17 protein-coding genes are annotated in these 13,372 nt (G+C 72.7%); 9 read left to right on the top strand and 8 right to left on the bottom strand.

Annotated features, from left to right (window positions below; translation table 11 throughout):
- Nucleotides 1–28: 28 nt before the first annotated feature.
- Nucleotides 29–532 carry a MarR family transcriptional regulator gene (locus AB0I79_RS30455; protein WP_357879957.1) on the top strand — a complete coding sequence of 168 codons (504 nt, stop codon included), beginning with the start codon at nucleotides 29–31 and terminating at the stop codon, nucleotides 530–532.
- 98 nt (nucleotides 533–630) lie between these two features.
- A complete protein-coding gene (locus AB0I79_RS30460) occupies nucleotides 631–1,260 on the top strand; it encodes a hypothetical protein (protein ID WP_357879960.1) in 630 nt (209 codons plus the stop codon).
- A 100-nt stretch (nucleotides 1,261–1,360) separates the two neighbouring features.
- On the opposite strand, the gene AB0I79_RS30465 is transcribed toward AB0I79_RS30460, so the two are convergent.
- Both AB0I79_RS30465 and AB0I79_RS30470 read right to left on the bottom strand, forming a co-directional pair.
- Complete coding sequence (locus tag AB0I79_RS30465; RefSeq protein ID WP_357879963.1) at nucleotides 1,361–2,089, bottom strand: maleylpyruvate isomerase family mycothiol-dependent enzyme; 729 nt, start codon at nucleotides 2,087–2,089, stop codon at nucleotides 1,361–1,363.
- Nucleotides 2,090–2,130: 41 nt separating this feature from the next.
- A complete protein-coding gene (locus tag AB0I79_RS30470; protein ID WP_357879966.1) occupies nucleotides 2,131–3,594 on the bottom strand; it encodes a carboxylesterase family protein in 1,464 nt (487 codons plus the stop codon).
- Between the two features lie 216 nt (nucleotides 3,595–3,810).
- On the opposite strand from AB0I79_RS30470, the gene AB0I79_RS30475 reads away from it, so the two are divergent.
- Nucleotides 3,811–5,106, top strand: coding sequence for an OFA family MFS transporter (locus AB0I79_RS30475; RefSeq protein ID WP_357879969.1), 1,296 nt, complete (start codon nucleotides 3,811–3,813; stop codon nucleotides 5,104–5,106).
- 194 nt (nucleotides 5,107–5,300) lie between these two features.
- Here AB0I79_RS30475 and AB0I79_RS30480 read toward each other — a convergent pair whose 3' ends face one another.
- Nucleotides 5,301–6,215, bottom strand: coding sequence for an alpha/beta hydrolase (locus tag AB0I79_RS30480; RefSeq protein WP_357879972.1), 915 nt, complete (start codon nucleotides 6,213–6,215; stop codon nucleotides 5,301–5,303).
- A 126-nt stretch (nucleotides 6,216–6,341) separates the two neighbouring features.
- Here AB0I79_RS30480 and AB0I79_RS30485 point away from each other — a divergent pair, with 126 nt between their 5' ends.
- The gene (locus AB0I79_RS30485) at nucleotides 6,342–7,181 is read left to right on the top strand and encodes an FRG domain-containing protein (protein ID WP_357879976.1); all 840 of its coding nucleotides are present in this window, start codon (nucleotides 6,342–6,344) and stop codon (nucleotides 7,179–7,181) included.
- Between the two features lie 10 nt (nucleotides 7,182–7,191).
- On the opposite strand, the gene AB0I79_RS30490 is transcribed toward AB0I79_RS30485, so the two are convergent.
- The 3 genes from AB0I79_RS30490 to AB0I79_RS30500 form a co-directional block, all read right to left on the bottom strand.
- The gene (locus AB0I79_RS30490) at nucleotides 7,192–7,449 is read right to left on the bottom strand and encodes a hypothetical protein (protein WP_357879979.1); all 258 of its coding nucleotides are present in this window, start codon (nucleotides 7,447–7,449) and stop codon (nucleotides 7,192–7,194) included.
- Nucleotides 7,450–7,456: 7 nt separating this feature from the next.
- On the bottom strand, nucleotides 7,457–7,906 hold the full coding sequence (locus AB0I79_RS30495; protein ID WP_357879982.1) for a hypothetical protein: 450 nt from the start codon (nucleotides 7,904–7,906) through the stop codon (nucleotides 7,457–7,459).
- Nucleotides 7,907–8,037: 131 nt separating this feature from the next.
- On the bottom strand, nucleotides 8,038–8,481 hold the full coding sequence (locus tag AB0I79_RS30500; protein ID WP_357879985.1) for a MarR family winged helix-turn-helix transcriptional regulator: 444 nt from the start codon (nucleotides 8,479–8,481) through the stop codon (nucleotides 8,038–8,040).
- A gap of 29 nt (nucleotides 8,482–8,510) precedes the next feature.
- Between AB0I79_RS30500 and AB0I79_RS30505 the strand changes: the two genes are divergently transcribed.
- The 3 genes from AB0I79_RS30505 to AB0I79_RS30515 all read left to right on the top strand — a co-directional run bounded on the left by AB0I79_RS30505 (nucleotide 8,511) and on the right by AB0I79_RS30515 (nucleotide 10,055).
- Nucleotides 8,511–8,918: an NUDIX domain-containing protein gene (locus AB0I79_RS30505; protein ID WP_357879989.1), complete on the top strand. Its 408-nt coding sequence runs from the start codon at nucleotides 8,511–8,513 to the stop codon at nucleotides 8,916–8,918.
- Between the two features lie 67 nt (nucleotides 8,919–8,985).
- The gene (locus AB0I79_RS30510; protein WP_357879992.1) at nucleotides 8,986–9,804 is read left to right on the top strand and encodes an SAM-dependent methyltransferase; all 819 of its coding nucleotides are present in this window, start codon (nucleotides 8,986–8,988) and stop codon (nucleotides 9,802–9,804) included.
- A gap of 62 nt (nucleotides 9,805–9,866) precedes the next feature.
- Entirely contained in the window at nucleotides 9,867–10,055 is a 189-nt protein-coding gene (locus tag AB0I79_RS30515; RefSeq protein ID WP_357879995.1) for a hypothetical protein, read from the top strand.
- A gap of 48 nt (nucleotides 10,056–10,103) precedes the next feature.
- Here the strand turns inward: AB0I79_RS30515 and AB0I79_RS30520 are convergent, their stop codons facing one another.
- Nucleotides 10,104–10,445 carry an STAS domain-containing protein gene (locus AB0I79_RS30520; RefSeq protein WP_357879997.1) on the bottom strand — a complete coding sequence of 114 codons (342 nt, stop codon included), beginning with the start codon at nucleotides 10,443–10,445 and terminating at the stop codon, nucleotides 10,104–10,106.
- A gap of 285 nt (nucleotides 10,446–10,730) precedes the next feature.
- Between AB0I79_RS30520 and AB0I79_RS30525 the strand changes: the two genes are divergently transcribed.
- Nucleotides 10,731–11,471 carry a phosphatase PAP2 family protein gene (locus AB0I79_RS30525; protein ID WP_357880000.1) on the top strand — a complete coding sequence of 247 codons (741 nt, stop codon included), beginning with the start codon at nucleotides 10,731–10,733 and terminating at the stop codon, nucleotides 11,469–11,471.
- A gap of 11 nt (nucleotides 11,472–11,482) precedes the next feature.
- Nucleotides 11,483–12,181: a phosphatase PAP2 family protein gene (locus tag AB0I79_RS30530; RefSeq protein WP_357880003.1), complete on the top strand. Its 699-nt coding sequence runs from the start codon at nucleotides 11,483–11,485 to the stop codon at nucleotides 12,179–12,181.
- Here AB0I79_RS30530 and AB0I79_RS30535 read toward each other — a convergent pair.
- Nucleotides 12,138–13,346: a cytochrome P450 gene (locus tag AB0I79_RS30535; protein WP_357880006.1), complete on the bottom strand. Its 1,209-nt coding sequence runs from the start codon at nucleotides 13,344–13,346 to the stop codon at nucleotides 12,138–12,140. The genes AB0I79_RS30530 and AB0I79_RS30535 overlap by 44 nt on opposite strands.
- Nucleotides 13,347–13,372: the final 26 nt, after the last annotated feature.

Here is a 13,372-nt window from a genome sequence, read left to right on the forward strand (position 1 = left end):
CACCCCCGGCACAGGAAGGATCGGGCACGTGGAGGACGCCGTGGCGGTCGCGCTGCGCCAGTGGCGAAAGGTCCTCCCCGACGCCGATCTCGACACGATCGCCGTCATCGGCCGGCTCAACCGGTGCACCGCCCTCCTCCACCAGGCCACCGACGCCCCGCTCGGCCGCGCCGGGGTGAACAGGGCGGAGTTCGACCTGCTGTGCGCGCTGCTCAGGGTAGGCGGCGAGCTGACGCCGGGCCGGCTGGCCCGCGAGACGTTCGCCTCGGGGGCGGCCGTCACCAAGCGGGTGCGGCGGCTGGAGGAGATCGGCCTGGTCGCCCGTCGCGTGGACGACCGCGACCGCCGCGTGGCCCACCTGTCGCTCACCGAGCGGGGCAGGGAGTTCATCATGCGGTTGATGCCCGAGCAGCTCGAGTACGAGACCGCGCTGCTGTCGGGCCTGCCCGCCGAGAAGGAGCGGGAGCTCGCCGGCCTGCTGGCGGAGCTGCTGCTGATGCTGGAGGGCCGCCTGGGCGGCACGCTCGGGTAGCCGCCCGGCTGGCGACCGGAGGAGCGCGCCGCGCGTGAGGCGGGCGGCAGATCTGCGGGGGGTTAGCCAGGAGCGGCGCGACGCCGGAGCATGGGCACATGACGAACGACGATCCCGCCCTCATGTCCGCGCTCACCACGGAGCATTTCGTCCTGCAGACCGCCATCAGCACCGCCACCAGCGAGGAGTCGGCCCGGGCCACGCTGTACGTGATGGCGCTGTCCAGCTCGCTGGTGGCGCTGGGCTTCGCCGCCCCGCCCTCGCCGGCGTTCGTGCCGCTGGCGGCGACCCTCCTGCCCGCGCTGGCCATCCTCGGCCTGTTCACCAGCGTCCGCCTGGTCGACACGGGCCTGCAGAACATCCTGTGCCGCAGCGCGATCGCCCGCATCCGCCATTACTACCGCCACTTATCCCCGCAGGCCTCCGCCTACATCATCGCGTGGGCCGGGCCGGACGAGAACGACGCCGTCGCCGCCGCCACCGCCACCATGGGCATCGGGCGGCGGCGCGACTGGCTCGTCGGCTTCTTCACCATCGCGATGATGATCAGCACGATCAACAGCATCGTGATCGGCGCGGGCATCACGCTCCTGGCCGTCCTGGCGCTCCCGCTCGGCGCGGCGATCGTCCTCGGCCTGCTCGCCGCCGCCGCCCATCTCACTCTCTTCTCCCTCTACCAGCGCCACCGCTACCGCACCCGCCCGCGACTGCCCGAGATCTCCCCCTGACGGGAGCCCCCGCGTACCGGGCGGCATGCGGCCGAACCTCGCCGGCGGCGACGTGCTGCCGTCGAGCTGCCGTCCTGCTGCCGTCCTGCTGCCGAAATGCTCAGAAGGCGTAGTTGCGCAGCACGGCGAGGGCTTCGGCGCCGTGCGGGCCGGTGGCCTTGAGCGCCGAGTCGGCGGCGGCCAGCCGGCGCGCGCCCACGCGGCAGAAGTCGCCCGCCGGCCCGGTGATCACGGACGGCGCGTCGTGGTCGCCGAAGTGCCACAGCTCGCCGCCCGGCGCGGTGAGCTCGCAGTGCACGGGCCCGCCTGCCAGGCCCTCGACGTCGAACGCGTACGGCAGGGTGCGATGCCCCAGCCAGGCGATGTGCCGCAGCCGCGCCGTGTCGGGGTAGGGGATGCCGAGCGGGGCGGTGATGTCGAGGGCGTGCGCCCAGTGCTCGGCCAGGCGGGTGGTGGCCAGGGTGGCCGGCGACAGGCTGGCGGCGACCCAGGTCAGCCGGTTGCCCCTGGGGTGGGCGCGCAGCGCGGCGGGCATGAACGCGGTGGCCGCGCGCCAGCGGGCCAGGAGGTCGGCGGGGGCGATGTCGCGCTCGGCGGCCACGGCGCTGTCCGCCATGGCGTCCACCTCGCCGCGGGTGCGCGGGCCCGCCAGCTCGCCGCGGATCGAGGCGGCGGCGAGCTCCTCGGTCTGGGCGAGGTGGAGGACCACGTCGGAGACGGTCCAGCCGGCGGCGGCCGACGGGTGCGACCACTGCGCGGGCGTGAGGGCAGCCAGGACGGTGTCGAGTTGCTCGTACTCGGCCTGGAGGTCATCGAAGATGTCCGTCATGCCCCACCACCCTACAGAACAAAGTTCGGGTTGGCTTGGCCTCAGGTGACAAGCGGCAGCTCGCCGAACGGGTGCGAGGCCCAGATGCGCCGGGAGGCCTCCTCCGGATAGGGCACCACGGCCGGCTCGACGTCGAACAGCCTGGTCAGGCGCCCTTCCGGCGTGTACGGCTGCCAGCCGGGCCCCTCGCCCGCCGCGAAGCCGGTCCACGCGCGCCGGAACGCGGCCGACACGGCGGCGGCCTCCGGCGGGGCGCTCTCGCCGAGGAAGAACGTGCCCATCCCGCTGCCCAGGTTCCCGAACACCAGTGGCACGTCCAGCCCGTGACACGCCCCGCCCAGCGCGGGGCTGTCCCAGGTCAGCTCGTACGCGTGCACCCGCCCGCCCCCGCCGGCCTGCGCGTCGGCCAGCCGCAGGGACGGCATGCGGAACAGCCAGTCGGACTGGACCAGCTCGTCCAGCAGTTCGGGCCCCGCCGAGGGGAAGGCGTCGCGGTAGGCCTGCTCCCGCCCCGGCGCGAACACTCCCAGGAGCTCCCGCCCTTCCATCCGCCCCGTCCGCGCGAACAGCCGGTACTCGTCCCGCGTGTGCCCCACGATCAGCTCCACCTCGCGGCCCGCCCCGTCCGCCAGCGCGCTCCAGGGGTCGCGAGGCAGCACGTCACCGTCCACGACCGGCGAGAACGGCGTGACGGTGTGCGCGACGGCGCCCCAGCGATCCTCGTGCAGGCGCATCCTGGCCGTCACCGCCTCGGCCGCCGCGACGAGCCGGCCGGGCTCCGCGGCGGCCAGCGCGCCGGCGTCGGGCGGCAGGCCCAGCTCCGCGGCCAGGACGGCGGCGATGTCCGAGGCCAGCGGCGCGGAGAAGTACGTGCCGGGGACGCTCTGCGCGATCGCCCGCCCGAACAGCCCGGCGGCGCGCGGCATGGCCATGAGCGCGGCGATGCACCCGGCCCCCGCCGACTCCCCGAACACCGTCACCCGGCCGGGATCGCCCCCGAACGCGGCCACGTTGTCCTGCACCCACTCCAGCGCCGCCACCTGGTCGAGCAGCCCCCGGTTGGCCGGCGCCCCCTCGACGTGGGCGAAACCCTCCATGCCGACCCGGTAGTTGAGGGTGACGACGACCGCGTTCCCCTCCCGGGCCAGCACCGCGCCGTCGTAGACCGACTCGCCGGACTCGCCGCCCCGGTACGCGCCCCCGTAGATCCACACCATCACCGGCAGCCGCGCCGCCGCGCCGAGGGACGGCGACCAGACGTTGACCGTCAGCCAGCTGTCGCCGCTGCGCCCCGCCACGGCCGAGGCGAGCGTGGACTGCTGGGGCGGCGGCGGGCCGAACGCCACGCAGTCACGTACGCCGTCCCACGCCCCGGCGGGCCCGGGCGCGCCGAACCGCGGCGGCTCGGCGAACGGGATGCCGCGGAAGACGGCCACGCCGCCCTCGGTGCGGCCCCGCACGCGGCCCGTCGCGATCCGGACCTCGGGCTCTGTGGTCGTCCCCATGCTCAGCCGCCTTTCTCGGAACACCACTCCAAGATTACGGGGCCGTTCATCGACGAGTTTTGACCGCTCGCCGTAAAGATCTTCCGCATGCCAAATACTGCATACCGTATGTGTGGTAGCCACTGATGCGTGTCACTCAGTACGAGGTTCGCGAGTCCCACAGGTTTCCTGAGTCGTTCCCGTACCGTGGCGGCGCCCACCTGGAGCCGTTGGCTCGTGCCGCCCGCGGCGCTCTCCGTGCACCTGGCCATCGGGCAGGCGTACGCGTGGAGCGTGTTCAAACCCTCGCTCGAATCCGCACTCGGGCTCTCCGGCACCCAGAGCGCGCTGCCGTTCCAGCTCGGCATCGTCATGCTGGGCCTGTCGGCCGCCTTCGGCGGCACGCTCGTCGAGCGCAACGGGCCCCGGTGGGCCATGTTCGTCTCGATGACCTGCTTCTCCTCCGGCTTCCTGCTGTCGGCGCTGGGAGTGTTCACCCGGCAGTACTGGCTGGTCGTGCTCGGCTACGGCTTCGTGGGCGGGATCGGCCTCGGCATCGGGTACATCTCGCCGGTCTCCACGCTGATCAAGTGGTTCCCCGACCGGCCCGGCATGGCGACCGGCATCGCGATCATGGGGTTCGGCGGGGGAGCGCTCATCGCCTCGCCGTGGTCGGCGCAGATGCTGGCCTCCTTCGGCCCGACCACGACCGGGATCGCCACGACGTTCCTCGTGCACGGCGTCGTCTACGCGGTGTTCATGTCGATGGGCGTGCTGCTCGTACGGGTGCCGCCGGACGGCTGGGCCCCGAAGGGCTGGAGCCCGCCCGCGGCCCGGGCCCGCCCGCTGATCACCACGGCCGACGTCTCGGCGCGCAACGCCATCCGGACCCCGCAGTTCTACTGCCTGTGGGTCGTGCTGTGCTGCAACGTCACCGCCGGCATCGGCATCCTGGAGAAGGCCGCACCGATGATCACGGACTTCTTCACCGGCACCCCGGCCGCCGTCGCGGCTGGGGCGGCGGCCGGGTTCGTCGCGCTGCTGTCGCTGGCCAACATGGCGGGCCGCTTCGTCTGGTCCTCCACCTCCGACCTGATCGGGCGCAAGAACATGTACCGCGTCTACCTGGGAGTCGGCGCGCTGCTGTATCTCGCCATCGCCCTGGCGGGTGACGCGTCCAAGCCGCTGTTCATCGTGTGCGCGCTGGGCATCCTGTCCTTCTACGGCGGCGGCTTCGCGACCGTGCCCGCCTACCTCAAGGACCTCTTCGGCACCTACCAGGTCGGCGCCATCCACGGCCGCCTGCTCACGGCCTGGTCCACCGCGGGCGTGCTCGGCCCGCTGATCGTCAACGCCATCGCCGACGCGCAGAAGGCCGGCGGGCGCTCGGGCGCCGACCTCTACACGACCTCGCTGTTCATCATGATCGGGCTGCTCGCGGTGGGCTTCCTCGCCAACGAGCTGATCCGGCCCGTGCACGAGAGACACCACGAACGCCCCGTGCGGGCGATGGAGGAGGGGCAGGCCGCATGAGCTCCGAGGAACGGCGCACCGGGCTGATGACGCTGGCGTGGGTCTGGGTGGGGCTGCCCTTCGCGTACGGGGTGTACGAGCTGTTCCTGAAGCTCACCCAGCTCTTCTCCGGCTGAACCGGAGGGAGAACCGAGCGGCGGCAGGGGTCTGCCCGCAGCGCCGGTGGCCTCGGGCTTACCACCCCGGCTCGCGGCTCACTCCAGCCGCCGCTCCACCGTCTCGGCGATCAGGGCGAGCGCGGCGGCGCTGCCCGGCAGCACGTTCACCAGGGTGAAGAAGACGTGCATCTGCCCCTCGAACCGCCTCAGCCCGACCGGCACGCCCGCCTGCCGCAACCGCCGCGCGTACTCCTCCCCCTCGTCGCGCAGCACGTCGTGCTCGGCCGTCAGGACGAGCGCGGGCGGCAGGCCGGACAGGTCGGCGGCGCGCAGGGGAGAGGCGTCGGGGTTGGCGCGTTGCGCGCGGTCGGGCACGTAGTGGTCCCAGAACCAGGCGACGGCGTCGCGGGTGAGCATGAGCTGGTTCTCGGGGTCGAGGTAGGAGTCCCTGTCGAGGTCGCAGTCGGTGACCGGGTACACGAGCACCTGCAGCGCGATGGCCGGGCCGTTCTCGTCCCTGGCGCGCTGGGCGACCACGGCGGACAGGTTGCCGCCCGCGCTGTCGCCCGCCACGACGATCGGCAGGCCGGGCATGCGGGCGGCGACCCAGCGCAGCGTCGCGTAGGCGTCGCGGGCGGCGGTCGGGTAGCGGTGCTCGGGGGCGAGCCGGTAGGCGGGCAGGACGACGGTGCAGCCGGTGCGCGCGGCCAGCTCCCTGCCCAGCGTGTCGAACTCGTCGAGCGTGCCGAGCACCCAGCCGCCCCCGTGGAAGTAGATCAGGACGCCGCGCGGGGTGCCGGTGGGGACCAGGACGCGGGCGGGGAACGAGGCGCCGTCCTCGGCAGGGATGGTGGCCTCTTCGACGCGGGCCACGTCGGGGCCCTTGCCGTACAGCTCGCCCAGGAAGGTGCCGAGGGCTCGCGCCTCCGCCACGCTCATCTCGTGCAGCGGCTTGCCGCCCGTGTCGGCGAGCTGCTTGAGGAAATCGGTGGTCGCGTGGTCAAGTGCCATGGGACGTCACCTCGTGCGGGGGATCGTGGGACACCCCGAACGTAGGATCCGCTGCCGGAGTTGTCGAGGCCGGCGGGTGTGAAGCGGGTGAGCAGGGGCAACGCAACCAGGGTGAAGATGGTTACGGTGTCGTCCTGGAGGGAGCTGGACGACTCGGTCGGCGAGGCGGGCCGGGGCGGCGGGGGCGGGCACGCGCATTCGACGCTGGTCTTCCGCGGCCTGGCGCGCAGCGAGTACACGCACATGTCGGGGCTGGCCCGGCTGCGCGGCGACTACGCGGCCGTCGAGTCCCACCTCATCCGGAATTTCAGGAAGTATGCGCACCGGCAGGCCCCGGGGCCGACGCTCTGGGACTGGCTGGCCCTGGGCCAGCACCACGGCCTGCCCACGCGCCTGCTCGACTGGACGTTCTCCCCGCTCGTCGCGCTGCATTTCGCCACCGCCTCCTGGCCGGAGGACGACGCCGTGCTGCTCGCGGTCGACTGCGCGGGCGCGCACGAGCTGCTGCCGGAGCCGCTGAGCGAGCTGCTGGCGGCCGAGGGCGCGCTGCTGTTCACCACCGAGATGCTCGCCAAGGTCGCGGCCGACCTGCCGTGCTTCGACGAGCTGGGCGGCGAGCGGCCGTTCGTGGCCTTCTTCGAGCCGCCCTCGCTGGACGAGCGGGTGATCAACCAGTCCTCGGTGCTGTCGGTGCTCTCGGACCCCACGTTCCAGCTGGAGCAGTGGCTGGAGGAGCATCCGGAACTGGCCCGCGCGTGGCTGATCCCGCCCGAGGTCAAGGCCGAGATCAGGCAACGGCTGGACCAGGCGAACATCACCGAGCGCGTCCTCCTGCCCGGCCTGGACGGGCTGGCCGACTGGCTGCGGCGCTACTACTCGCCCGGCTCGATCGAGTACGGCGGCGCCGGCGCGTCGATGTCGGGCCAGGAGGAGCGCCACCGCCAGGACGGCCGCATGGCCGGGTGACGTCCGGCCGTCAGGACCGGCTCGTGGCAGGCCCCAGCCGGCGGACGGCGAGCAGTCCGCCGATCACCGGGATCCAGGCCAGCCACCGGGCCCCGGTCGAGGCGCTGCCGGGGACGAGCACGGTGCAGGCGATGACGGCGAGGTAGGCCCCGCCGTGCAGCGGCCCGACGAGCGACGCGACGCCCTCGACGTGCACGGTGAACAGGTTGACCAGCAGGACCGTCAGCGACAGCGTCTCGACGGCGACCGCGATGCGCAGCGCGCGCATGGGGCCCTCACGCCCCTTCCGCGGCGCCAGGGCGGACGATCATCAGCACGACGACGACCGTCCACAGCACGTTGTAGATCCCGGCGGACATGGACAGGGAACGCAGGCGGTCGCGGGTGCCGGGGGTGGCCAGGGCGTCGCGCTGGCGCGGGTAGATGTGCACGGCCAGCAGGAAACCCGCCGCCGCGGTGAGGATCATGGCCAGGGTGATCCAGATCTCGCCGGTACGGCCCTGCACGAACGCCAGGACGATGCCGGCCGCGGGCACGATCAGCCCGGCGATGCTGTAGCCGCGGGTGATGCGGTGCAGCGCCGCGGCCACGGCCCGGCTGCGCTCCTGGGACCCGTCCTCGCCGGTGACCGGCACGTACCGGGGGAAGAGGCTGGTCGCGATGGCCGAGCCGCCCACGAACAGGATGCCGGCCACCACGTGGACGGACAGCAGCAGAGGCTCCACGAAGTACTCCCTCCAAACCTTCAGGTGGGCTGAAGCCTAACACGCAACCTTCAGGGTCCCTGAAGGAGGGAAGGCGTGGCGGGACCCAGGGAGCAGCGGTCGTTGCCCCTCCGGCCGGAGAGGTCGACGCTCTAGCGGGAGAACCCGCCGAACGCGGCGCGGATCGTGTCACCCACCTGCCGCTGGATCGGGTCGGCCGCCTCCCCGAACAGGCGCTCGTCCACCGCGGCCACCGCCGCGCGCGCCCGCTCCATCAGCCGCGCGCCCTCGGGAGTGATCTCGATGGCCGACGCCGAGCCCGCGCGGGCGGTGTTGTCGCGCACCAGCCCGGCCCCGGCCAGCGCCTTCACCGCCGCGTGCACGCTCTGCACGGTGATGCCCGACATCCGCGCCAGCTCGCTGAACGACGTCCCCGGCATGGCCGCGATGTGCCCGAGCAGCCCGAGCCGGCTCACGGTGAGGTCGAGCGGCGCGAGGGCGGCGTTGAGCTCGGTCTCGACCTTGCGCGCCAGCGTGAGCACCACGATGGAGGCGCTGGTCGTCGGGGGAGCGGGGCGGTCGTTCTCGGAGCTCACCCCCCAAGTCTCCACTAGGGTCTGGCGTCATGGCGAACGACGACGGCGTGCCGGAGAAGGTGGCGTGGGTGCTGGTACGCGACCACCGGGTGCTGATGACGCGCAGCCACGGCCGTGAGGTGTTCTACTTCCCCGGCGGGATGCGCGAGCCGGGGGAGTCCGACAGCCAGACCCTCGTCAGGGAGATCGACGAGGAGCTGCTGACGGCGATCGACGCGGACTCGATGGTGCATTTCGGCACGTTCGAGGTCCCGGCCGGGCATCCGGAGCACGGGCCGTTCCGGATGATCTGCTACACCGCCGACCACAGCGGGTCGCTGACGCCGTCCATGGAGATCGCGGAGAAGGCGTGGCTCGGGTACGCCGACCGGCACCGGGTGTCGTACGTCGACTCGCTCGTCCTCCAGGCGCTCCACGAGGAAGGGCTGCTGCGCTGAAACGGGCACTTCACCCGTACCAGACTGATCGCTAGGCTGGCCGCACCTCGGTGCAGGGAGACGACGCGTGAGTGCTGTTGAGCCGGACGTGCCCGGTGTTGACCCCACGATTCCCAGCGTGGCCCGCATGTACGACTACTACCTGGGCGGGAAGGACAACTTCCCCTCGGACCGGGCCGCCGCCGAGAAGATCATCGGGATCGTCCCCGAGGTGCGCGAGACGGCCCGCGACAACCGGGCCTTCATCGGCAAGGCCGTACGGCTGATGGCCGAGCAGGGCGTGTGCCAGTTCCTCGACATCGGCGCCGGCCTGCCCACCCAGGACAACGTCCACCAGATCGCGCAGCGGGTCGTCCCGGACGCCCGGGTCGTCTACGTCGACAACGACCCGATCGTCCTGACGCACGCCCGCGCCCTGCTGGCGGAGAACCCGTACACCCTCGCGGTCTGGGGCGACGTCACCGACCCCGCCGCGATCCTGCGCGACCCCGAGGTGAGCGCGCACCTCGACTTCGGCAGGCCCGTCGGGCTGCTGATGTCGGCGGTGCTCCACTTCGTGCAGGGCGACCAGCAGACGAGCGACATCGTCAAGACGCTGCGCGCGCCGCTCGTGCCGGGCAGCCACCTGCTGATCTCCCACTTCTACTCGCCGGACGCCGACGACCCCAAGGTCAAGGCGGGCCAGCAGGTCTACAAGGCGACCAAGCCGGGCACGCTGATCGCCCGCCCGCTGCGGCAGATCGCCGGCTACTTCGACGGGCTGAGCCTGCTGGAGCCGGGCCTCGTCCCGGTCAAGTCGTGGCGGCCGGACTCCGAGCTGGACCGGCAGGCCGCCGTCGATCTCGCCGTGCCCGGGCTCGTCGGAGCGGTGGGCCGGCTGGCCTAGGGACCTCCCTAGGCCGTGCTCTGAGGACAGGGCACGGCCGGCTGCATAGTGTCGGCACCACGTTGCCCTGGTTCCTGGCGACGTACATGCCCGCGTCGCCGAAGCCGACGACGTCGGCCTCCCTGTCGCCCGTCAGGTCGGCGGGCAACGGCAACTTCGACGCGCCGCAGCTCGCGATCGCCAACTTCGGGTACGAGGCGGGCGGCTGGCGCGTGCACAAGCACCCGCGCCTCGTCGTCGGACCCCGCTGACCGGACGGCGCTTCGTGACGGGGCCGCGGGGCCCCGTCGCGACCTGCCTCACGACCCTGCCGGCGTGCGGCAGAACCGCTTGTCCAGGCCGGTCACATGCAGGAGCCGCGTGAGCCGCGGCTGCACCCCGCTCAGCCGGATCGAGCCGCCGGCGGCCTCGACGGTGTTGGCGGCCCAGATCAGGGTATTGAGCCCCGAGGAGTCGCAGAAGGCGACCTCTTGCAGATCGACGACCACGGAAGGCGGCCTGAGGCAGGACATCGCCTCGGTCAGTCCGTTGCGGAACTCCTCCTTAGAGGCCAGATCCAGGTCACCGACAGGACGCAGGACAGCCGCGTCGTCACTCTGGGTGACGACCCAGGAGAAGCCGGTGCGGTCAGCGCTTCTCATTCCACCCCTCCGCTTTGCAACGGTTCGCACATTTATCATTGCACAGTGCAATGGAACTCGGAAGTGACACTCAAGCGCCCTGGCCGAGGCCGTCACCAAGCTGAAGACCGAGCCGGCCGCGAGCTCCCGGCCTGCGGCACCGTCCCGCCGACGGGCTGAGCTGGGCCGACCGCTGCGCGGCGGCGTCGCCGGCGACCTCGACGAGGCCGCCAGGAGCCCGACGACTCCCCGCCCTGACACCCGGTCGCAGGAATCAACGCGCCCTGATGGGGTAGCCGGGCGCGGATGCGCAACAAGGGAGAGCAGCGTGGCCGGCCCGGGGCCAGCGGCCTGGGGCCGCGGCTGACCCTGGCCGGCCTCGCGGCGTGGCTCATCCTGATCCCGTTCAGCCTCCTGCTCGTCGTGGCGAAGATGCCGCTCAACGACCTGGACGCGGAAGTCGCCGCCGAGCTGCACGCGTACGCTCTCGACAACCCCGGCGTGACCGGGGTGCTCATCGTGTGGACGGACGCGTTCGGCCCGTGGCCGTGGCGGATCGCCGTCATCGCCTGCGCCGGCTGGCTGCTCTACAAGGGTGCGGCCAGAGCGGCTGTCTGGGCCGTCACCACTGTGACCGTGGGAGGCCTGCTCGGGCTGGCGATCAAGGTGATCGTCGCCAGGGCCAGGCCCCACCTGCCGGACCCGGTCGCTCTGGCCCCCGGCGACAGCTTCCCGTCCGGCCACACGGTCAACGCGACGCTCGGCGCCGGCGTGATCGTCCTGCTCCTGCTGCCCGTGCTGCCCCGCTGGGGGCGGCGCGTGGCCTGGGCCGTGGCCGCGTTCCTGGCGCTGTCGGTCGGTTACACCAGGATCGCGCTCGGCGTGCACTGGGTGAGCGACGTGGTCGCGGGGCTGGTGCTGGGGGCGGCGGTGATCGCCGCGACGGCGGCGGCGTTCGAGACGTGGCGGCGGGACCAGGGCCGCAGGCCCGCCTCGCCGGTGGCCGAGGGAGTGGAGCCCGAGTCGGTGCGGGCGCTTCGCGAGTGAAGGAGTGCTGCGTGAGCAGAACCGAGAAGCTGAGATATTACGCGCTGACGCTCTTATCGCCGATGTTGCTGATGGCGGTGGCGACGTACGGCGCGGGCCAGGCGGTCCTGGCCTGGCCCAGCGGCGAGGCGGCGCTGAGCCGCGAGCTGGCCGCGGGCCGCGACCCGGCCTGGAACGCCGCGACCGACCTCGGCAGCAGCCTGTCCGACACCCCCTACATCGTGGCGCTGACCGCGGTGGCCGCGATCGTCTTCAGGCTCTGGTTGCGGCGCTGGCGCGAGTCGGTCTTCCTCGTGGCGGCCGTGTGGAGCCAGTCGCTGATCTTCCTGGCCACCACCGAGGTCGTCGGACGGCACCGCCCGCCCGTACAACACCTGGACCCGGCGCCGCCCACCTCCAGCTTCCCGTCCGGGCACGTCAGCGCCGCCGTCGCGTTCTACTGCGGGGTCGCGGTCGTCCTGGCCGCACGCGTCCGCGGCACGGTGGCGCGGGCGGCGATCTGGACGCCCGCCGTCATCGCGCCCCTGGCCGTGGGCTTCTCCCGGCTCTATCGCGGCATGCACTTCCTCACCGACGTCGTCTGGGGCCTGCTCCTCGGCGCCGGCTGCGTCGTGATGGCCGCCTGGGCGATCCTGCGCCGCCCTCCGGCCCGCCGCTCGTCCTCTCCTAAGCCAGCAGTACGGGCAGGGCTTGGACATCGCTCCCCGTGAACGACGGCCGCGGCCGCAGCTCGCCCGGCTCCACCGCCGGCCGCATCCCCGGGAACCGGCCGAACAGTGCGGGCAGCGCCACCGCGGCCTCGAGCCGGGCCAGCGGGGCGCCGAGGCAGAAGTGCATGCCGTACCCGAAGGCGAGGTGCTGGCGGTCGTGCCGGTCGATGTCGAACCTGGCGGGGTCGGGGTTGACCAGCGGGTCGCGGCCGTGGGCGCCGAACGCGATCAGGATGAGATCGCCCTTGGCGATCGTGACGCCGTCGCCGAGGTCGATGTCCGCGGTGGCGAAACGCAGCGGCAGGTGCATGACCGGCGAGTCGCGGCGCAACGACTCCTCGATCACGTCCGCCCAGCGCGCCGGGGTGTCGAGGACCGTGGCGAGCTGGCCGGGATGGGTCAGCATGGCGATGATCGCGTGGTCGATGAGCGACACCGCGGTCTCGCTGCCCGCCCCGATCATCAGGAGCAGGGTGCTGACCACCTCGTCCAGGCGGAGCCGGTCGCCGTCGGCCTCCTGTGCGGTCAGCAGCAGCGTCGTCATGTCGTCGCCCGGCTTGGCGCGCTTGGTCTCGATGAGCCGGTGCATCGCCGCGTACATGCCCTGCTGGACCGCCGTGGCCTGCTCGGGGGTGAGCGTGTTGTCCAGGACGGAGTCGATGGCCGCCAGCATGGCCGGGCGCTGGTCGCCGGGGACGCCGAACAGGTCGCAGATGACCCCGCTGGGGATGGGGTAGGCGTAGCGGGCGCGCAGGTCCACCGGCTCGCCCGGCGGGGCGGCGGCGAGCTCGTCCAGCAGCGTCGTGGCGATCCGCTCGACGGCCGGGCGCATCGCCTCGACGCGGCGGGCCGTGAACGCCTTGCCGACCAGGCTCTTCAGCCGCTTGTGGTCGTCGCCGTCGGCGGTCAGCATGCTGACGACGTCCACCCAGGCTGTCAGCCAGGCGATCGCGAACGGGCGGTAGCCCGGCCACGACCTGCGGGCGTCCTTGGAGACGCCGGGGTGGGTCAGCAGGTGCCTGACCACGTCGCCGCGGGTGACCGACCAGGCGACGAGCCCGGCGGGCAGCCGTACGGGGACGGCGGGGCCGGCGGCGCGCAGCCGGTCGACCTGGTCGTAGAGGTGGATCCCCGAGGTGTCGAGGATCGTCGGCGCGTCGGTCACGGGGACCTCCTGCGGGCGCGGTGGGG

The sequence above is a fragment of the Nonomuraea sp. NPDC050202 genome, from assembly GCF_040656115.1.
Lineage (GTDB): Bacteria > Actinomycetota > Actinomycetes > Streptosporangiales > Streptosporangiaceae > Nonomuraea.